Source organism: Ornithinibacillus massiliensis, assembly GCF_018310345.1.
GTDB classification, from domain to species: Bacteria; Bacillota; Bacilli; order Bacillales; family Amphibacillaceae; genus Ornithinibacillus; species Ornithinibacillus massiliensis.
In genome coordinates this window covers 174,010-194,743 of record NZ_JAGXBY010000004.1, presented here as the reverse complement: position 1 = coordinate 194,743, position 20,734 = coordinate 174,010, and the positions used below count along the sequence as shown (strand labels likewise).

The window sequence follows — 20,734 nt, the reverse complement described above, 5'->3', positions numbered from 1 at the left end:
AAACATGTCACTATTTGACCATAGTATTAAAGAAATCGAGGCAAAATTACATAATAAAGAAATAACAGTTAGTGACCTTGTTGATACTTCTTATAAACGTATTCATGAAGTAGAAGATAAGGTTCATGCTTTTCTAACGTTAGATGAAGAAAATGCCAGAGCAAAAGCGAAAGAATTAGATTCTAAAACGGATGCTACTGCTAAATTATTCGGTATTCCAGCAGGTATTAAGGATAATATCGTTACAAAGGGACTACGCACGACTTGTGCAAGTCAGTTTTTACGTAATTTTGAGGATCCGCTATATGATGCAACGGTAGTAGAAAAATTGAATCAAGAGAAATCTGTAACGATTGGTAAGCTGAATATGGATGAATTTGCAATGGGTTCATCCAATGAAAACTCAGGCTTTACCCCTACCCGTAATCCATGGAATACAGATTATGTACCTGGTGGATCAAGTGGTGGATCTGCAGCGGCAGTAGCAGCAGGAGAGGTTCTATTCTCCTTAGGTTCGGATACTGGTGGCTCGATTCGTCAGCCGGCAGCGTTCTGTGGAGTAGTTGGATTAAAGCCTACATATGGACTAGTATCTCGTTTTGGACTAGTGGCATTTGCATCTTCCCTAGACCAAATTGGCCCACTAACTCGAACAGTAGAAGATAATGCACGTGTATTAGAAGTTATCGCAGGTCATGACCCTATGGATTCTACTAGTGCAAATGTAGAAGTTCCATCTTATACAGAAGCATTAACTGGTGATGTAAAAGGCTTAAAGATTGCTGTTCCAAAAGAATATTTAGCTGAAGGGGTAAACCCAGAAGTAAAAGAAGCAGTCTTAGCTGCATTAAAGGTGTATGAATCATTAGGTGCAACATGGGATGAGGTTTCATTACCACATTCTAAGTATGCAGTAGCAACGTATTATTTATTATCTTCATCTGAGGCATCTGCTAACCTTTCCCGCTTTGACGGAGTTCGTTATGGCGTTCGTTCTGAAAACGCGGAAAACATGATTGATATGTTTAAGAAGTCTCGTAGTGAAGGATTTGGTGAAGAGGTTAAACGTCGTATCATGTTAGGTACCTTTGCACTAAGCTCAGGTTACTATGACGCATATTATAAAAAAGCACAAAAGGTTCGTACATTAATTAAAAATGACTTTGAGAAAATTTTCAAAGAATATGATGTTGTAATTGGACCTACAACGCCAACACCAGCATTTAAGGTGGGCGAGAAAATTAATGATCCATTAACGATGTATGCGAATGATATTTTAACGATTCCAGTAAATTTAGCTGGCGTACCAGGAATTTCAATCCCATGTGGCTTATCTCCTGAAGGTCTTCCGATTGGGTTGCAAATTATCGGTAAGCATTTTGACGAACGTACTGTATTCCGCGCTGCGCATGCATTTGAACAAGCAACAGATCATCATACAAAACGACCTCAAATAGGAGGTGCAAACTAATGAATTTTGAAACGATTATTGGTCTAGAAGTACACGTAGAGCTTAAAACAAAATCAAAAATCTTTAGTCCTAGCCCAAACGCATTTGGAGCAGAACCGAATACTAATGTGAACCCAATTGACCTTGGCTATCCGGGTGTTCTTCCAGTGTTAAATGAAGAAGCGGTAAACTTTGCCATGAAGGCTGCAATGGCGCTTAATTGTGAAATTGCAACACATACAAAATTTGACCGTAAAAACTACTTCTATCCAGATAACCCAAAGGCATATCAAATTTCTCAATTTGATCAACCGATTGGTGAGCATGGTTGGATAGAAATCGAAGTAGGCGGCAAGAAAAAGAAAATTGGGATTACACGTGTCCACTTAGAAGAGGATGCTGGTAAGCTAACCCATGGTGAAGATGGTTATTCCTATGTTGACTTTAACCGACAAGGTACGCCACTGATTGAGATTGTATCAGAGCCAGATATGCGCACACCAGAAGAAGCATATGCTTATCTAGAAAAGCTTAAAACAATCATTCAGTACACCGGAGTTTCCGATGTGAAGATGCAAGAAGGCTCCCTTCGTTGTGATGCGAACATTTCTCTTCGACCATATGGTCAAGATAAGTTCGGAACGAAAACAGAATTAAAAAACTTGAACTCTTTTGCTTTCGTACAAAAGGGATTGGAGTTTGAAGAAAAACGACAAGAAAAAGTATTATTATCTGGTGGAGAAATCCTTCAAGAAACACGTCGATTTGATGAGAAAACGAAAGAAACCATTTTAATGCGTGTAAAGGAAGGTTCCGATGATTATCGTTACTTCCCAGAACCAGACCTAGTACCGCTTTATATTGATGAGGCATGGAAGGAACGTATCAAGAATGAAATTCCTGAGCTCCCTGATGCGCGTAAACAACGCTACATCACAGACCTAGGATTACCAGAATATGATGCAGCAGTATTAACAGGATCAAAAGAAATGGCAGATTTCTTTGAAGAAACGATTCAAAATGGTGCCGATATCAAGCAAGCATCTAACTGGTTAATGGGTGAAGTTTCTGGATACATGAACAAGCACTATAAAGAGTTACACGATTTAGCTTTAACCCCAGAATCTCTAGGGAAAATGATTAATTTAATTGAAAACGGCACGATTTCCTCTAAGATTGCGAAGAAAGTCTTTGCTGAACTAGTAGAAAAGGGTGGAGATCCAGAGGAAATTGTTAAAGCGAAAGGTCTTGTTCAAATTTCAGATGAAGGCCAATTACGTGAAGTAATAACAGGTATTTTAAATGAAAACGAACAATCCATTATTGATTACAAAAATGGTAAAGACCGTGCACTTGGATTCCTAGTAGGACAGGTAATGAAAGCGACCAAAGGACAAGCAAATCCACCAATGGTTAATAAGATTTTAATTGAAGAAATGAATAAACGATAAATTTGGTAATATATTCCTAAGTCTGTAGAATGCATATTCTGCAGGCTTTTTTGCTGTGAAGACGACTATTTAAGTAAACTAATGTAATTATTCCACTTTTCGCATTAGTTTTACTATCGCAAAAAGGATTAATAAATGGTTCTATAGTCCGATATAGTCACTATGAAAACATATACATCATTATAGGAGGGTACACATTGAAAGGGAAAAAGCAAAACAAGGCAAAAGTGGTTAAAAGCGGCCGTTCATTAAGTTTACGAAATAGGCTTATTATTTCATTCTTAGTCATCCTATTAATTCCAAGTATAGCTATAGGAGCGATTTCTTTTCAAAGCTCAAGTGGTAGTGTAGAAAAAAATATGATTGAATCTGCACAAAAAAATGTTAGTATCATGAAGCAAACAGTCGATCGATTTGTTCAAGATCAGATGGATGTGGTGAATTATTTAGCTAATACCATCATCACGACAGATATCAAAAATGATCATGATGAAAGAACTAGGGACATATTAGACGAAATACAGAATTCTAAGAGTGCTGTATACGAACAAATTTATGTTGGGACACAAACAGGGGAATTTATGAATTCGCCTTCATCGTTTCAAAATCCCCCAGATTATGATCCGAGAAAACGTCCATGGTACGAGCAGGCTATTGCTGATAGAGGAAATGTTGTTGTAACAGACCCATATGTATCATCATCCTCTGGTGAGATTGTTGTGACAATTGCCAAAGTGACAGCGGATAATAATGGAGTAGTTGGGGTAAATCTAGAGCTAGGAGCTCTAACTGATATTATTAACTCGGTTACCATTGGTGAGGAAGGGTATATGTTCCTATTAGACGGAACGAAAAAATATATTACACACCCTAGCAATGAAGCTGGATCAGAAGCAACTGAACCACTATTCGATCGATTATTTGAAGCTAACAACGGGCAGTTCAGCTATGATCTAGATGGAGATGAAAAACAATTAGCCTTTGATACTAGTGAACTAACTGGTTGGAAAATTGTGGGGACAATGTTTAATAGTGAAATCGTACAAGGAGCAAAACCAATCTTAAATACGACCTTGATTGTCATTGGGGTATCGTTATTATTAGGTGCGATTATCATCGTCTTCATTATTCGTTCTATTTCTAAACCAATCACGCAATTGGTCGATGCAAGTAATACAATGAGTCAGGGCGACTTAAGTGTAACAATTGATTTAAAACGTAACGACGAATTAGGAACATTGGCGCAAGCGTTTAATAAGATGCGTGAAAACTTAAATGAAGTTATTCTGCAAGTAAGAGATAAATCGATTAGCTTAGCTGCTGCTGCAGAACAACTAAATGCAAGCACTGAACAAAACACATCAGCCACAGAGCAAATCTCCACATCGGTTCAAGAGGTTGCTCAAGGTATGGAAAATCAAAATAGTAGTATTTCACAAAGCTCTAAACTAGCAAATGAAATGGCTGAGTCTATTTATCAGATCGCATCAAGCTCTAATGATGTTTCTAACACAGCTACAGATGCTATGTCTGCGGTAACAGAAGGAAATAATGCATTAGGTACAACTATTACACAGATGGAGTTCATTAAGCAAAATACGCATGAGCTTTCTAGTAATATTGAAGGCCTTGGAAAACTATCTGAACAAATTAGTAATATTGTTGACGTTATTACCGATATCTCTGAACAAACGAATTTACTAGCATTAAATGCGGCAATAGAGGCAGCTAGAGCGGGAGAGCATGGTAAAGGTTTCGCTGTTGTAGCAGATGAGGTTCGTAAGCTGGCAGAACAATCTTCTAACTCAGCTGACCAAATTAAAGATGTAATCGTAACAATCCAAACAGAAACGATTAATACAGTTAAATCTATGGAAACAGCAACAACAGAAGTAGATAAAGGAATCGATATTGCCAATAATGCTGGAGCATCATTTAAGAATATTACTGGTTATGTAGATACTATCACCAATCAAATTATGCGTGTTAGCTCAGAAATTCAGGAAATATCTTCAGCTACAGAGCATTTTAACAATACATTCCAAGAAGTTGCATCAATTGGGGACGCGATTTCCGATGAAGCACAAAATGTTTCTGCAGCGACCCAACAGCAATTAGCATCCATGGAAGAAATCGCAGGCTCTGCAGCTTCGTTAACAAATGTCGCAGAGGAGCTTCAACAAGTAGTAGAAAACTTTAAACTAGCAAATAAAGAAAATTAAGAGGTTTGTTAGACATATAACTATCTATAATGATAGGCTGTCGGGTATTTTCGGCAGTCTATTTTTCTATTTAAAAAGCAAGAATTTAACTATTTGTAAGACTAATTTTTACGTAAAGCTTTTCAAAACTATAAATTATGGCTATGATAGTAATGCATGTAAAATTATCCAAATACGAAAAGAGATACTAATATAGATATTTAATGCATAATGTAAAGTAGCATTGGAGAGGGGACATGTATGATGAAGAGGGCCCGTATAATCTATAATCCAACTTCTGGAAGAGAGGCTTTTAAGAAAGAATTGCCTGCCGTTCTAGAAAAATTGGAATTAGCGGGGTATGAAGCATCAGCACATGCTACAACCGGTGAAGGTGATGCAACAAATGCAGCTAGACTAGCGGTTGAGCGAAAGTATGATATTGTCATAGCTGCTGGTGGAGACGGTACAATAAATGAGGTTATAAATGGACTAGCTGAGCAGGAATATCGACCAAAATTGGGCGTTATCCCGGTAGGTACGACGAATGATTTTGCCAGAGCGTTAACCATTCCTCGTGATAGTATTCAAAAGGCAGTGGATGTGATTATCGAGGATAAAACAATGCTTCTAGATATTGGAAAAGTAAATAGTCAATACTTTATAAATATAGCTGGTGGCGGAAAACTGACAGAACTAACTTATGATGTACCAAGTAAACTAAAAACAATGTTAGGTCAACTAGCCTATTATGTAAAAGGAATTGAGATGCTTCCATTTTTAAAGCCTGCTCCTGTTAAGATAGAGTATGATGGAAATAAGATTGAAGAGGATATTATGCTATTCTTAATTTCGAATACAAACTCGGTAGGTGGATTTGAAAAACTGGCACCGGACGCTTGTCTAAATGATGGCTATTTTGACTTGTTAATTTTGCGGAAGACTAATCTTGCAGAATTTGTACGGATCGCTAGTTTAGCACTAAGGGGAGCCCATTTAGAGGATAGTCACGTGATTTATACGAAGGCTAAGCATATAAAGGTTGTTCCGGAGGATAAAATGCAGCTCAATATTGATGGGGAATATGGTGGCTTACTGCCAGGTGAATTCTACAATCTCCAGCAACATATTGAGTTCTTTGTACCAGAATCCTATTTAAATAGGGAGACTACTGAATAATAGGTAGTCTCCTTTGTTTATTCCGTGTCAAGCTGATAAGATAGAATTCAACAATAGAACGTAAAGGAAGATACATATATGGCAAAACAAGCTCCTGTAAAAAAGAATGAAACGGTAACGATTCGTTTTGAGGATTTAACCCATGAAGGAAATGGCGTTGGAAAAATCGAAGGGTATCCATTATTTGTACCTTATGGCTTGCCTGGAGAAGAGGCAATTGTAAAAGTAGTAAAGGTTAATAAGAACTTTGGTTTTGGTAAGCTTTTAGAAGTGAAGAATCCAAGCCCTGAGCGTGTAGAGCCACCATGTGATGTGTTTTATAAATGTGGTGGATGTCAAATTCAACACATGAGTTATAACCTTCAGCTATCGATGAAACAACAACAAGTTAAAAACGTGATGCGTAAAATAGCCCATCTCGAACATGTACCTGTTCATCCAACCATTGGAATGGAAGATCCTTGGCGCTATCGAAATAAAGTAGCAATTCCAGTTGGGGAAAAAGACGGCGAATTAATAACAGGATTCTATCAGATGCGCAGCCACCAGATTATTGAAGATATGGATACCTGTATTGTACAAGAGGACTTGAATGATCGAATGGTTGAAGCAGTCAGAAGGATTGCAGGCAGAGTCGGTATTGAGGCATATGATGAAAAAAGTCATACAGGTGTACTAAGACATATTATGGTTCGAACTGGTCAAGAAACAAAGGAAACGATGGTTGTTATCATTACGCGAACGAAGGAGCTTCCTCATGCAAAGGAATTCATTCGTGAACTAACAGAAACATATCCTAATGTTAAGTCGATCATTCATAATATTAATCCAGCACGTACCAATGTGATTCTTGGCGAGAAAACGAAGGTTCTTTGGGGACAAGAGTATATTTATGATTCTATCGGTTCGATTCGTTTTGCGATTTCGGCTAAGTCGTTTTATCAGGTCAACCCTACTCAGACGAAAAGACTTTATGAAAAGGCGTTAGAATACGCTGCAATAGGTGAAGAAGATACTGTAATTGATGCCTATTGTGGTATTGGAACAATTTCTCTATTCTTAGCGCAAAAAGCAAAGAAAGTATATGGGGTAGAAGTTGTACCAGAAGCGATAGAAGACGCACGAGTGAATGCGAAATTAAATGGCATGACCAATACCGAATTTGAAGTTGGTACTGCCGAAGAAGTGATGCCAAGATGGAAGGAAGAAGGATTAAAACCAGATGTAATTGTTGTCGACCCACCTCGCAAAGGCTGTGATGAAGGATTGTTAAATGCCATGATTGAAATGGGACCGAAGCGGATTGTTTATGTGTCCTGTAATCCTTCGACCTTAGCACGGGATTTACGTGTTTTGGAAGATGGTGGTTACGAAACAAAGGAAGTTCAGCCTGTAGATATGTTTCCACAGAGTATGCATATTGAGAGTGTGGTTTGGTTGGAGAAGAGGTTGTCTAATTAAAATAAACATCTCTCAGTTAAAATAAATATTTCCGATTCAGATCCGGTTTTTGTGAAAATAAACATTTCCGATTTCCGGGTCTTTTTATACCAAAACCCTTGTAAATTCCCCTCGAACCTGCATTTCACCGTTGCCGTTTTAAATAAAGTAATGCTTAGAAAATCCCATTTTCTCATTTTTTTGCATAAAAAATTCACGTTTTTGGGTCACTTTATTAAATAAGCTGAACAAGGTAAAAAGCTATAATAATGAGCATTAGATTTGTTCTATTAATATAACTTTTTTATACCAACATTTATAATTCATGTATACTAAATAGTAGGAAGTTAATTGCATATAGTACTTTTCACCAAATTAACATATACAATTTTATATTAATTAGGAGTTGAAAAACGTATGGTAGAGATATCAAATTTTCACGTTACAAATATAATTATTAGTGTGCTGGCTCTGCTTTTAATAGTGTTTCTAATTTATATTTTAATATATAAATTAGTAAAAAGGTTAGTAAATGTAGGATTAGACTCTAATAAAAAAATTAAGGAATTAGAGAACAGGATTCGTCAATTAGAAGAAAAAGATAATATAACTCCTGAATAATGGCTACGTATTTTATTACCAATACTAGAAATCGGATTGAATAGCAACTTTATCTCCTTTTTATCTTTTCTTTAATCTTAATTTAGTTCGCTTTTGTTTTTCGTTTGCTTTCTTGTAAGAATTCTTTGTAATTTTCTCCCCATTCATTCATTAGAGAAATAATGGGTTCTAGCGTTCTTCCAAACTCAGTTAATGAGTATTCAACTTTAGGAGGCATTTCAGGATAAACTTCTCGATGAACAATTCCATCATCCTCAAGTTCTCTTAATTGGAGAGATAACATTCGTTTTGTAATACCAGGCATTAATCTACTGAACTCATTAAATCTCTTCTCTCCATCCAATAAGTAAAACAAAATGACTCCTTTCCATTTACCTCCAATCACATCAAGAGTTCCTTCAACCGGGCATCCTTCAGGGCATCCATAACCTTTCTTTCGGTTTCTCATCTGTACTCATACCTTTCCCATTTCTATTTCTTCATTAGTAACATAATTGATATCAGATTACAAGAATGCCAGTATATACTCCTTTCATTTTTCCTTAGTAGTAACATAGTTGATACCAGATTACAAGAATGTGCGTACTTACTATATTAATTCTAATTTCTTATAATAAACATGAATAAAAAAGGAGGGCTTTTAAATGAAGGCAGTTGGATTATATAAATATTTACCTATTGAAAAGGAGGAAAGTTTGATAGATGTCCAAGTAGAAAAGCCGACACCAACAAAAAGAGATATACTTGTTAAAATTAAAGCTATTTCGATTAATCCGGTAGATGTAAAGGTTCGTGCTTCAAAAAATAAGGAAGAAAAAGAACCGAGGATTCTAGGTTGGGATGCAAGCGGAGTGGTAGAAGAAATTGGATCAGATTGTACAATATTTAAACCTGGAGATGAAGTCTATTATTCTGGTGACCTAACACGGCCAGGGACATATAGTGAATATCATTTAGTTGATGAAAGAATTGTTGGATTAAAACCAAAGTCATTAAATTTTGCTCAATCAGCTGCTTTACCATTGACATCTATAACTGCATGGGAAAGTTTATTTGACCGATTAATGATTGATATAAATAGCCACCAGGAAAATCAATCTAAGCGTGTTCTAATTGTCGGTGGAGCTGGGGGAGTTGGATCAATAGCTATTCAATTAGCTAAATTGGCAGGTTTACAGGTTATTGCCACAGCATCCAGAGAGGAGAGTAAGCAAAGGGTGAATAAATTAGGTGCAGATTATACCATTAATCATCACGAAAACTTTCGAACTCAACTAGAAGAATACAATATAAAGGGTGTTGAGTACATTTTATGTTTAAATGAAACAGAACAGCATTGGCAAAACATGGCTGATATTATTTTACCTCAGGGAAGAATTTGTTCTATTGTAGAAATGGATAATCCTATCGACCTTACAGCTTTAAAAAATAAAAGTGTAACGTTTTCTTGGGAATTTATGTTTACAAGATCCATGTATAAAACAACAGATATGATAAAACAACATGAACTATTATCAAAACTTAGTAAACTAATAGATGAAGGGAAAGTACAAACAACCCTAACAGAATTACTTAGACCAATTAATGCTGAAACGATACGAAAAGCACATAAAATAGTGGAAACCGGAAGTATGATTGGTAAAGTAGTAGTCGAGGATTAAGATGCCTCAGTGCACAACTTACCTATTCCCTAAAATGAAAATTTGGTATTCAGAGCGGGAAGGTAGTGAGAAGCAAATAGAATAGGTAAACTAATTTACTCATTCGGATTTCTAAATTCTAAAACAATACATTTCGGGCTGGGTCCTATATCGGGTCCAGTTTTTTCTTTGTCTAATTCCCCAATTCCTTACACAATAAGGGTTCAGTGGGATAGACCCAGTTTCTGAATCGCCCTCTAGTAGAGAGTTGTGAGAATGGAATAAAGAACTAACAAGAGAATTAAGTCGGATGCGGAACCGTCCCTTTAGTATATATAAGTTATTTCACTGATGTAAATAGGAGTTTTACAAATAGACTTTATGAGTAACTTTGGAGAGGTAATTTCTCAACAGCATCATGATTTTAAAGGGATATAACCTCCATTAATCCTACTAAAATAAACAGGTAAAATGACCGATATAATAGTTAACATATACAGAAAGAAGTTGTGACATCATGAATAGGAAAAAATGGTTTATAGGAATTATTTCATCCATTAGTGTTATTTTGTTAATAGGTTTACTTACATGGAGCAGCTTAGGAGAGAATGATACCAATACAGCTTCTAAGACTGCTAATAAAACAGTAACTAAAGAAACATCAAAAAATGAAGATAGTGAGAAAGAAAAGTTAGATGGAAAGGATAAAGATGTAGAAAACACTAAAGAAGAGGAAGAATCCAAGACAGAAGAGTCTAGCTCTAGGACTGATAAAAAAGAGGAAGAAACAAAGAAAACTGTAACGGAAATAGAAGATGGCACGAAAACAACCGCTACGAAATCTACAGGTAATAATCCAAAAGGTATAGTTAAAGTAGAAAAAAATACTAAAACTGAAATTAAACAGGAGACGAAAACGGGAAGCAACACTTCTTCTAACAGTGGCTCAAACAACAACAGTACTAAGGATAGCATAACAACGAAAACAACAACTACGACCGAATCGATTGCTTTTAAAACCATAAGACAAAACGATAGCTCACTTGAAAAGAGAAAAGAAGTTGTTGCACAAAACGGTCAAGACGGAGTCAGAACTATCACATATAAAGAAACATACACGAACGGAAAGTTGACTTCCAAAGAACAAGTTTCTTCTAAAGTAACCAAAAATCCAGTTGATAAAATTATCAAAGTAGGAACAAAAGAGCCTCAACCAACGAAACTATCTGTATCTGAAGCTCATAGTATTTTAGGTGGAAGCGGTATGACAAAAAGCGGAGACACTTATACTTTGAGGCTAAGTGATGTGACAGATGTGATGGTGAAAGTAGGTAGTAATGGTGTAAGTAGTATTACTTTTAATGGAGCATCTTATATTCCGTGGAAAGGTGTATCTAAAGAAGAAATGATTGAGATTTTTGGAAAGGAAGAAGGAACTAAAGAGTATGAATGGATGAAAGGACAAGCCGCTAAAATAGAGAAGGCTGTTCGGGCTGCCGCAAATGCTGTTTATAGTAGTGGAACATCACAAGCCAACAGCCTGTATAATCAAATTATCAACAGTAATTCGTATAGTAAATCTTTTTAAGTTAAAGAGAACTCAAAATAAGAGTTCTCTTTTTTGCAATTAAACCATTATCGAACATGAATATTTTCTAGAAAAAAGCAGGTGTCACGTTCACTTCACTAATAAGAAGTGAAATGGTAGAGACTTTCAAAAATAGTCTATGAAAAGATAAATTAGTGATATAATATTCAAAAAACTTGTCAAAATGCACTAAAAAGGTAGTTGCTTCATGAGTTAATTCATCAAATTATAACAGATGAGAATCGTAAATTTGAAAGTGTTCAAATTAGTTAAATAATGAAGTGTTTGATGAACAAAAATTAGGAATAGGAGATTTATCTATGGATGAATCTCTTGCTCCTTTTCTGTTTAGTAGCTATTTACAGGGTTATAAATGGAATAGTTAGTATTTATAAAAAAAGATATAATTGAAGTAAAATAGTTCTTTTTTTGGGGTGGTTGTGCTTAAGTAAGAGTTGTTCACGGTATGAAATCAAAAGTATTTTTATATACTTCGTTACATTACAAAAAATCGGTGTTAAATAGGGGGATACAATTGAAAGAAACAAATATGAATATTACCATTGAATTTTTTCAAAGAGATTTAATTCCAGCAATCGGTGCAGGTATTTATGAAATTAGTGTATGTAAAAATGATAAATCTAAGATTCTTTATATAGGTGAATCAGTTTTTGTTTTAGTACGATGTGCATCTCATTTATATGAATTAAATAAGGATCCGAAATATTTTGGATTTAACGAAGATACAATCAGAGACTCAAGTGTAAAATTAAGATTTAGATTACTTGAAAAGGTTAATGAAAGAGATTTAAGAAAGAAAAGAGAAAAGGAATTAATCAAAGAGAAAGCACCTTTGACTCAAAGTGGAATTAGTGATTATCAAAAAAGTGTAGAAGATAAAGTTTCAGCACTCACAAAATTCTTGAATTCAAGTTGTTTTACTAATCTATAAATTATAATGGATACGATGTAGTCTAGAACTAGATAAGAAAATGATACTGTAAGTGGTATTTCCTTTAGCACTAGGGAGGTAAGAATATGTTAAAAAATACTAATACATCATCTGAGAGAATAGTTTATAAAAGGGCAGTAGAGTGGTTAATAAGAAACTACAGTGCAATAAAATTAATGGATCCAGAATCTAGACATACCTTTCATAATAGTACGAATTTTATTCAAGGCTTCGTGTATAGATGCTTAAGGTCCTCAGCAAGAGAAACTTTAGATATAAATTATGATTGGAATAGTATAGGAGTGCATAAATACATTACCCCCATATCGTTAGAAATGTACGAAAGTAATAAGAAAACTTCATACATAAAGGAACACGTAGTATGCAAAAACATATATTTCAAAGATATAATCAAAGAATTAAAAAAAGAGTCCCCGGATGAAGATGCCATCGGTAATATCCTATTAAAGTATTACTTTACAGCTCTTATAACCAAAGAAGAGGATAATAAATTAGATGAAAAAGGGTTAAGAAGGGTAATGTGTGTAAATGGAGAATGGGATTATGAAAGTGTGTTTATTAGGTATGAAACAGCAGGGATCGAATTAGTGGAAAATCCATACTATGTTTTAAAGTAGAGAAACAAAATTAGGTTAAAGAAAGAAGAGCTATTCTTGTTGAGTCATACGGATAGTGAATTTAGGAGTTTATCATATGATATAAGCGAGTCTTATAAAAAGGAATCCTTTTTTAAAAGGGAGAACAGAAATTTTATATAGTATCATCAAAGATTATCATCAAATAGTAAGTCAGCCTGATAATGATATCCATTCAGTTTTTATTGCGGGAGAAATGATGAGTGGGTAGAGAAAACATGGTAAAATATAAGGTTAATTTATGTGCGTTTGCTTCAGGCTTGGTTCAGATAAACAAATAACTTGGCGTTGCAAAGAGTGTGGACATATTTTGGAAATCTCCAAAAATACTGTTAAAGTTGATAAAAAGTAAAGTCATAGAATAATGTGCATAGTTGATAAAATCTGCCTAGGGGAATAAAAATATGAAATTAAAAGTATATACAGTAAATTCATTTGCTAAAACAATAGAAGGGGGTAATCCAGCCGGAGTTGTGCTTGATGCGGATTCTTTATCAGATGAAAGTATGAAAAAGATTGCAGGTGCAATTGGGTTTAGTGAGACTGCCTTTGTCATGAAGTCAGAATCAGCACATTTTAAAGTAAGATTTTTTACCCCTGAAGAGGAGGTAGAACTTTGTGGACACGCTACCATCGCAACATTTTATGTACTCTTAAGTAAGGGTTTAATCAAGCCTGGAGTATTTCTTCAAGAGACTAAGGCAGGAATTTTAAGTGTGGAGGTAAAGGAAGATTCATCTATTATGATGGAACAAAACGCTCCAAGTTTTTATGAGATTGTAAATAGAAAGGAAATAGCTGATTCCTTGAACATTAATGAAAATGAAATGATAGATATACTTCCGGTGCAAGTCGTTTCAACTGGCCTCAGGGATATACTTATTCCTGTAAAAAGTATCGACATATTAAATTCAATTAAACCAAATTTTGAAGAAGTATCCCAAATTAGCAGTAAATATAATACTATAGGATATCATGTTTTTACCTTTGAATCGCTATTTGGCTCCAATGCTCACTGCAGGAATTTTGCTCCATTATATGGTATACGTGAGGAGGCAGCAACTGGTACCTCCAATGGTGCTCTTGCATGTTATCTATACAAGTACGGAAACACTAAAACGAAATGTGATCACCAATTTGTAATGGAACAGGGTTATTCAATGAAAAAGCCTTCAGAGATAATAGTGGAATTAATAGTTGAGGGACTAGAAGTAATTGGAGTCAAAGTTGGTGGAAAGGTATTGAATTTATCGGAAATTGAAGTGGAAATATGAACCCATTACAGTGATACTATAGGGTATACAACATTCTTCTTTTTCCAAATTAAGTGCAAGAAGACCAATGATTATGCAGCGTATTTTAGAGATAGGCATTCACATTTATCAATGTTGAAGACTGAACAAGCTAAGGTGCTGGGGGTGTGTCATCAATGTCTGTAAATAGAGATTGGAAAGGTATATCGGAGAAGTTAATGAAGCTAGCCGATTTAGAGGAGAATTTTAGATTGGAGCTGTTTAAAAGGCGGCTACTAATGATAGTGATTTTTATTTAACTAACGAGTGCGATTTAAAGCTTCTTGTGCTAAAGGAACAGAAGAGTCGAAGAAGAATTTGTAAATTAAAGGAGAAGCAAAATGGCTAAAATCTTTTTAACTTCAAATGGCTTTTTTACAGACACGATAAAAAATGAATTCCTAACAATAATAAAAGAACAATTACTTAATCCTAAAGCTGTCATCATAACTACGGCTTCACCACATAAAGAAACTAACAAATATGCGATTAAAGCAAAGAATGATTTCATCAAAATGGGGATTAAACAAGTAGAATTTCTTGATATCGAATTTGATGAACCAAATAAACTTAAACAGTATAACATTATTTATATCAACGGTGGAAACCCATTTAAATTGCTTTATCATATGAAAAAAAGTGGAGCTGACTCCATATTAAAAGAATTGGTGAAGCAGCCTACTATATTTGTTGGAGTAAGTGCTGGGGCAGTTATTTTAGGACCAAATATTGAAGTAGTTAATTATTTTACACCAGAGATGAACGTGTTTGAACTAAATGATTTAACAGCACTAACAATAACGGAAAAAGCTATTTTTCCTCATTATGATAGCGAAGATATTTTTGCAAATCCCTCTGGGAAGTCCATTGAAGAAAGGTTAACAGAATTTGAAAGACAAAAGAATATGTCCGTTACAAGATTACGGGAGGATCAAATTCTATTGATAGATATATAAGGTGCTTTTTTTCATTGATCGGGCTACAGAACCTAGTTGTACCATTGAAATGAGTAGGTGGCGACCTAATTGTAGAAAATTACGAAAATATGGTAAAGTGAAGTAAGCTTAAATAGCTTGTGTAGAAAAATAACTTACACATACGGGCTATTTTAAAGGAAGATAGTGTGCTGATTACGTTATAGATAGCCAATGATAAAGGAGGTAAGTTATTAATGATAAATATTTTTGTTGGATTAATCTTTGTATTCTTTAAAACAAATTTAAGTTTTTGGGATTTCGGAGTGACTTACTACATAACTAACATCATTGGATATGTCTCGATATTTTTTGGGATAATTGAATTGGGGAGAACGAATCAAATAATTTTAAAGGTCAAACCCTATGTCATTATTATGATTGCTCACAGTATTTTCTTTTTCTTGTTGAATTTAACAGGTAATTCGCCCTTATCGATAGCTATGTCAACTACTTCAGGGGTAATTGTAGCTGTAGTTGGAGTTGTGTTTATTATTGCAGGCATGTTTATGGTATTTATTATTATTTTCCAACTGCTAGACAGTTTAGCGACAAAAACGAATAAAAAGCTGTTATACAATCTAGTAAACGTTATGTCGTTCTTATTAATCCTAGCTGGTATAAGTGCTATCTTTAATTTTGTCCCGATGATAGCAACTACTATGATGGGTGCTTTAGTATTACTGGAAGTATTATTTTTAATTAGCTATTATTACATTTTCCTAACCAAAAATGAAAAATACGCATAAAAGTTCAAGAATGGTCGTTGATAAGAATGATGTGCTGAGAATTGAATTCCTAAATAAAACGGAGAGATTACGTATAAATTACCTCCTGAAGAATAAATATGATGAAAAATATATGATAAAACCGGTGTAAGAGATAAACAAAGGTGGTCAAAGAAGATCACCTTTTTCTTCTGGTTAAATACCTGGTATTATTATCGGAAAATTATGTTATTATTTAACTGGAAGTTAATAAGCTACTGAGACAGGGGAGTGGAACAAAGAGATATAAGGTATTTAAGAAATAAAGGAGAATAAAAATGGCTTATAAATTTAGTGTTTTGACACAAGAACAAGCTGAAGATATCGCGTTTACTGGCATTATGATGGGGAGTATTCTTTTTATGATATGGAAGCTGATGAAGAAGATTTAGAACAATTTTTAAATCCAGAAGAACGAGGAAACGCAACGTTTGCTGTAACGAAAGGAGATGAACTGGTTGCTTTCCTTAGTATTAGTAAAGTTACTGATAGAATTTTTGATATTGGTTTAGGAATGAGACCAGATTTAACTGGAAAAGGGAATGGGACAAGATTTTTAAGGGCGGGTATTAATTTTATCCAATCAGAATTCACACCTGAAAAAATCACATTATCAGTGGCAACTTTTAATCAAAGAGCGATAAATTTATACAGAAAAGTTGGTTTTAAAGATGTTGAGACTTTTATGCAAAATACAAATGGTAGCACATTTGAGTTTTTAAAAATGGAATATAAGTGTTTATGATTCTTATCGGGTAAAGGGTGCTTTTGTATAACAAGGGCAACGGAATTGCTGAGTCAAAGGAAAGGATAGTTTTGAAGCGAAGGGAGGGAGAAATCATGAGTAAACGAAAGATAATAGCACTGGTTAACCTATTAATAAGTGGTTTTATTGCTCTCATGATATCTATGTTTTTTGCGGGTGGAACCATTGCTGAAAATTATACAGACGAAACATATGTTGCACCAGAGTTTTTCATAATTCTTGTTATCTGGGGGATTGGTGCGATATTCGTTCTAATTCAGTTCTATAAGGATTTAATACCTTATTTTATTATTTCACTTATAATTACTTGGATCTCCATTCCTATAGGGATAAAAATAGGATTTTCTATGACTACGTAATTAAATTTTCACTAACGGCTGTGTTAATCATATCAGGGTTTCGTGAAAATAGACTTCTCCGAACATAAAGAGGCAAAAGTAAATAATTATTTTTATAACCATATCTTTCTTCTACTGGATTCTTGTTTGATTTCAATATAAAAAATGGTATAATTTTCTTAATATTAGTGAAGGGAGTGAGAGGTAACAATGATAATTTTAGAGAAGATAACCTTGGAAGTTAAATATATTGCCTCTCATTCAAACGGATTAAGATAAGGGAATTTTTTTTCATGATTGGACTAGGCAATTATGAACTTCGGCATTTGTACGATTATAAACATTTAGCCACAGGGTTATTTATATAATTCTGTGGCTTTTTTATGTGTAATCATATTAATTACTGTACTAAAGCGGAAAGTTTAGTTCACATTAACTTCGTTGTTATTTTTCTCTTCCCAAAGAGGTGTGATAGGTATTGGATTACTATATAAGGGGGATCCCCAGTAGAATGAAACCTTTAACGGAGTTTGAAAAAGGCAATAAAAAAAGACAAAGTTGGTAGCGGCCTTGTGCTAAGGAATAATACTGTGATATTTGAATACTTTCGAAACAACAAAATGAAAGAAAAACAACATAAAATATATTCTGTCACAAAAAGTATTCTTTCTGCACTAATTGGAATTGCGATAGATAAAGGGGATATCGAGAATGTCAATACACCAATAATTAATTACTTTCCGGAATTTAATAAAGATAAAGAGAATCAGAGAATTACAATCAAGCACTTATTAACTATGACTTCAGGGTTACATTGGCCGGGTAATAGTGGTATGATACCTAGCAAAAATTGGGTCAACTTTGTACTTGAACAGGACGTTGATCATCCTCCAGGCAAAGAAATGGTATACAGCTGCGGTTCATCACAGTTATTAAGTGCCATCTTACAAAAGGCGACTGGATTAAATACGGAAGACTTTGCTAAAAAGTATTTATTTACACCTTTAGGAATAACGGATTATAAGTGGAATCGTGATGCTCAAGATATAGCCATTGGTGGATTCGGATTAACAATGAAAACGGTTGATATGTTAAAATTCGGAGCGCTTTATGTAAATGAAGGACGATGGAAATCTAAACAAATCTTGCCTATTGAATGGATTGAGGAATCCACAAGTCCAAAAGTTAAAGTTAATGATGGCACCTCCTACGCATACCACTGGTGGAATAAACAATTTGACAATCAGATAGGTAGGATTGTTCTAGCTGTAGGGTACGAGGGGCAATATATTATTCTCGCACCTGAATATCGGTTGGTAGTAGTGATGACAAGCAGTATAAAAGATGACTCATCACGACTTATAGATTATTTTAAGGACTATTTACTTCCTTGTGTCACTGATCACATTGTTAATAATGAATGAAGAGGAGTTATGCTGAAATACTTTCGGAGAATGTAGGTAAGGATAAATGAAAAGAATTAACTACCCGAACTTTAGATAAACATGGAAGCGTGGCTCATGGTTTTATAGTGAAGGTTTGAAATGAACATAACTTGTATTAAGAAAGTTAACTCGAAAATTTGAAGAAGATATATGAACACTAATCCACCAAGAAAAACTAATTAGATTAAAAATAGTTAGTTTTCTTGGTGATATTTAATAAGTATTTTGTATCAACTCAAAAATTTATCTTGACTATTTTAAAGTTGATTCTCCCTTAAAGTCCGTCGAGTTAACTCTATAAAAGACTGTATAGGAATTGTCAATTCCTTATCTCTATGCCAAGCAATCTGAGTATAAAGAGTTGGAACAGTTTGCTCCCATTTTAGTTCTTTCATACGACCATCCTTAATATCACGTTCTACTACCATTGCTGGTAGAATAGCTATTCCTAAATCAGCCATCACACATTGTTTTATGGCTTCTATACTAACAAATTCGAACTTATTAGTTGGGAAGACACCAGCTTCATATAAAGTATCTTCTAAAATCGTGCGGTAGGAGCACCCTTTTTCAGTTAATAGAAAGGTTTCCTGTTCTAAGTCTTTCGTGAAGACTATATTTTTACTTGCTAAGGGATGTTCAGGTGAAGCTACAAGTTTCATTTCATCCTGGGTAAGCGGTTCTGTGGTTAGTGAATGTCCTGGTTTAACTATATCCATGATAAAAGCTATATCAAGATTACCTTTTCGTAATTCCTCTTTTGCTAATTCGTCGGAATGAGCAGGTTTAAATACCAGCTTAATATTAGGAAATTGCTTTTTAAATGCTTTTAGTATTGGCGGAAGACGGTACGTGCATTGGCTTTCTTGTGCGCCAATCACAATGGTGCCTGAAGGTTCTTTTATCCCGCTAGTTACCAATTTTGCTTCCTCTGATAGTGCAATCATTTTCTCAGCATAATGTTTGAACTGTTTTCCTGATTCTGTTAAATATATTCTTTTTCCTAACCGTTCAAATAACTTCGTATCGAGTTCTTCTTCAAGGGACTTAATTTGTGCTGTTACACTAGATTGGGCAAATTTTAGTATCTTTGCTGTTTGTGTGAAGTTCAAATTCTCTGCAGCTACTTTAAACGTAATTAATTGCTTTGTCTCCATCTCAGTCACCTCTTAATCGGAAATTATGATTGATATAATCGAAATAATCATCTTTATCGATTCCTATTTCCATTATAAGATAGGAGTATTCAATCAACAAACTATGTATGATAAAGGAGTAGTAAGTAATGACAATAGGCGTTATTTATGGAGGAACACGGGTAAAGGGTAATACGGAGACTCTAACAGAACGAGTTATTCAAGATTTACCTGTGGAGAAGATATATTTAAAGGATTATGAAATCAAACCAATTAACGATCAGCGTCATGTTCAGGGGGGATTTGAAGAAGTAAATGATGATTATAACATTATCTTGAATAGGGTTCTGTCCCATGATATTCTTCTATTCGCAACCCCTATTTATTGGTATAGCATGTCTGGAACAATGAAGTTGTTTATCGATCGCTGGTCACAGACGTTAAAAGATGCAAACTATCCTGATTTTAAAGATGTTATGTCTTCCAAGAAAGCCTATGTAATTGCGGTTGGAGGAGATAGCCCATTATTAAAAGGACTACCCTTGATTGAGCAATTTCAATACATTTTTGATTTTATAGGTATTTCTTTTGAGGGATATGTACTTGGCCAAGGGAATAAACCGAATGCCATTCTTCAGGATGAGCAAGCATTGGTAATTGCAGAACAGATTCATCGCTCCTTAAAACAACAGGTAAATTAATGACCATTCGAAAACAGCACTCTTAAAATATTATCTTGAAATTAAGAAAGGTGTTAATGAGATAAAGCCTTAAGAAAACCAAATGGGCCTGCTTTATAGTAAAGCTTTCATTCTAACACGAGCAGGCCTAATGATAA

19 protein-coding genes and 2 pseudogenes are annotated in these 20,734 nt (G+C 34.6%); 18 read left to right on the top strand and 3 right to left on the bottom strand.

Annotation, left to right across the window (positions count from 1 at the left end):
• Positions 1-4 precede the first annotated feature (4 nt).
• From gatA to KGF86_RS13065, 6 genes are all read left to right on the top strand, one after another.
• Positions 5-1,471 carry an Asp-tRNA(Asn)/Glu-tRNA(Gln) amidotransferase subunit GatA gene (gene gatA / locus KGF86_RS13090; protein ID WP_211742142.1) on the top strand — a complete coding sequence of 489 codons (1,467 nt, stop codon included), beginning with the start codon at positions 5-7 and terminating at the stop codon, positions 1,469-1,471.
• The gene (gene gatB, locus KGF86_RS13085; protein WP_186869001.1) at positions 1,471-2,901 is read left to right on the top strand and encodes an Asp-tRNA(Asn)/Glu-tRNA(Gln) amidotransferase subunit GatB; all 1,431 of its coding nucleotides are present in this window, start codon (positions 1,471-1,473) and stop codon (positions 2,899-2,901) included. The genes gatA and gatB overlap by 1 nt, the downstream gene beginning before the upstream one ends.
• Positions 2,902-3,098: 197 nt before the next feature.
• Positions 3,099-5,123, top strand: coding sequence for a methyl-accepting chemotaxis protein (locus KGF86_RS13080; protein WP_186869000.1), 2,025 nt, complete (start codon positions 3,099-3,101; stop codon positions 5,121-5,123).
• Between the two features lie 243 nt (positions 5,124-5,366).
• Positions 5,367-6,281 (top strand): diacylglycerol kinase, encoded by a 915-nt coding sequence (locus KGF86_RS13075; protein WP_186868999.1) that lies wholly within the window; start codon positions 5,367-5,369, stop codon positions 6,279-6,281.
• Between the two features lie 78 nt (positions 6,282-6,359).
• Positions 6,360-7,742 (top strand): 23S rRNA (uracil(1939)-C(5))-methyltransferase RlmD, encoded by a 1,383-nt coding sequence (gene rlmD / locus KGF86_RS13070; RefSeq protein WP_186868998.1) that lies wholly within the window; start codon positions 6,360-6,362, stop codon positions 7,740-7,742.
• A 396-nt stretch (positions 7,743-8,138) separates the two neighbouring features.
• On the top strand, positions 8,139-8,342 hold the full coding sequence (locus tag KGF86_RS13065) for a hypothetical protein (protein WP_186868997.1): 204 nt from the start codon (positions 8,139-8,141) through the stop codon (positions 8,340-8,342).
• Between the two features lie 82 nt (positions 8,343-8,424).
• On the opposite strand, the gene KGF86_RS13060 is transcribed toward KGF86_RS13065, so the two are convergent.
• A complete protein-coding gene (locus KGF86_RS13060; protein ID WP_186868996.1) occupies positions 8,425-8,790 on the bottom strand; it encodes a winged helix-turn-helix transcriptional regulator in 366 nt (121 codons plus the stop codon).
• Between the two features lie 196 nt (positions 8,791-8,986).
• Between KGF86_RS13060 and KGF86_RS13055 the strand changes: the two genes are divergently transcribed.
• From KGF86_RS13055 to KGF86_RS13010, 10 genes and pseudogenes are all read left to right on the top strand, one after another.
• Positions 8,987-10,003 (top strand): zinc-binding alcohol dehydrogenase family protein, encoded by a 1,017-nt coding sequence (locus tag KGF86_RS13055; protein ID WP_211742141.1) that lies wholly within the window; start codon positions 8,987-8,989, stop codon positions 10,001-10,003.
• A gap of 496 nt (positions 10,004-10,499) precedes the next feature.
• Entirely contained in the window at positions 10,500-11,570 is a 1,071-nt protein-coding gene (locus KGF86_RS13050; RefSeq protein ID WP_211742140.1) for a G5 domain-containing protein, read from the top strand.
• A 535-nt stretch (positions 11,571-12,105) separates the two neighbouring features.
• Positions 12,106-12,522: a GIY-YIG nuclease family protein gene (locus KGF86_RS13045; RefSeq protein WP_211742139.1), complete on the top strand. Its 417-nt coding sequence runs from the start codon at positions 12,106-12,108 to the stop codon at positions 12,520-12,522.
• An 86-nt stretch (positions 12,523-12,608) separates the two neighbouring features.
• Positions 12,609-13,160, top strand: coding sequence for a hypothetical protein (locus KGF86_RS13040; RefSeq protein WP_186868994.1), 552 nt, complete (start codon positions 12,609-12,611; stop codon positions 13,158-13,160).
• A 422-nt stretch (positions 13,161-13,582) separates the two neighbouring features.
• Positions 13,583-14,452: a PhzF family phenazine biosynthesis protein gene (locus KGF86_RS13035; protein ID WP_211742138.1), complete on the top strand. Its 870-nt coding sequence runs from the start codon at positions 13,583-13,585 to the stop codon at positions 14,450-14,452.
• A 9-nt stretch (positions 14,453-14,461) separates the two neighbouring features.
• Positions 14,462-14,730, top strand: a pseudogene (locus KGF86_RS13030) (hypothetical protein); the annotation flags it as partial.
• An 81-nt stretch (positions 14,731-14,811) separates the two neighbouring features.
• Positions 14,812-15,426, top strand: coding sequence for a Type 1 glutamine amidotransferase-like domain-containing protein (locus KGF86_RS13025; RefSeq protein ID WP_211742137.1), 615 nt, complete (start codon positions 14,812-14,814; stop codon positions 15,424-15,426).
• A gap of 215 nt (positions 15,427-15,641) precedes the next feature.
• The gene (locus KGF86_RS13020) at positions 15,642-16,193 is read left to right on the top strand and encodes a hypothetical protein (RefSeq protein ID WP_211742136.1); all 552 of its coding nucleotides are present in this window, start codon (positions 15,642-15,644) and stop codon (positions 16,191-16,193) included.
• Positions 16,194-16,489: 296 nt separating this feature from the next.
• Positions 16,490-16,956: pseudogene (locus tag KGF86_RS13015) on the top strand (GNAT family N-acetyltransferase).
• Between the two features lie 95 nt (positions 16,957-17,051).
• Entirely contained in the window at positions 17,052-17,336 is a 285-nt protein-coding gene (locus tag KGF86_RS13010) for a hypothetical protein (protein ID WP_211742135.1), read from the top strand.
• On the opposite strand, the gene KGF86_RS13005 is transcribed toward KGF86_RS13010, so the two are convergent.
• The gene (locus tag KGF86_RS13005; protein WP_211742134.1) at positions 17,329-17,472 is read right to left on the bottom strand and encodes a hypothetical protein; all 144 of its coding nucleotides are present in this window, start codon (positions 17,470-17,472) and stop codon (positions 17,329-17,331) included. The two genes, KGF86_RS13010 and KGF86_RS13005, sit on opposite strands and share 8 nt — an antisense overlap.
• 463 nt (positions 17,473-17,935) lie before the next feature.
• Here KGF86_RS13005 and KGF86_RS13000 point away from each other — a divergent pair, with 463 nt between their 5' ends.
• The gene (locus tag KGF86_RS13000) at positions 17,936-18,739 is read left to right on the top strand and encodes a serine hydrolase domain-containing protein (protein WP_246521546.1); all 804 of its coding nucleotides are present in this window, start codon (positions 17,936-17,938) and stop codon (positions 18,737-18,739) included.
• A gap of 278 nt (positions 18,740-19,017) precedes the next feature.
• Here the strand turns inward: KGF86_RS13000 and KGF86_RS12995 are convergent, their stop codons facing one another.
• The gene (locus KGF86_RS12995; protein WP_211742133.1) at positions 19,018-19,917 is read right to left on the bottom strand and encodes a LysR family transcriptional regulator; all 900 of its coding nucleotides are present in this window, start codon (positions 19,915-19,917) and stop codon (positions 19,018-19,020) included.
• A 128-nt stretch (positions 19,918-20,045) separates the two neighbouring features.
• Between KGF86_RS12995 and KGF86_RS12990 the strand changes: the two genes are divergently transcribed.
• Positions 20,046-20,597: a flavodoxin family protein gene (locus tag KGF86_RS12990; protein ID WP_186868987.1), complete on the top strand. Its 552-nt coding sequence runs from the start codon at positions 20,046-20,048 to the stop codon at positions 20,595-20,597.
• Positions 20,598-20,734: the final 137 nt, after the last annotated feature.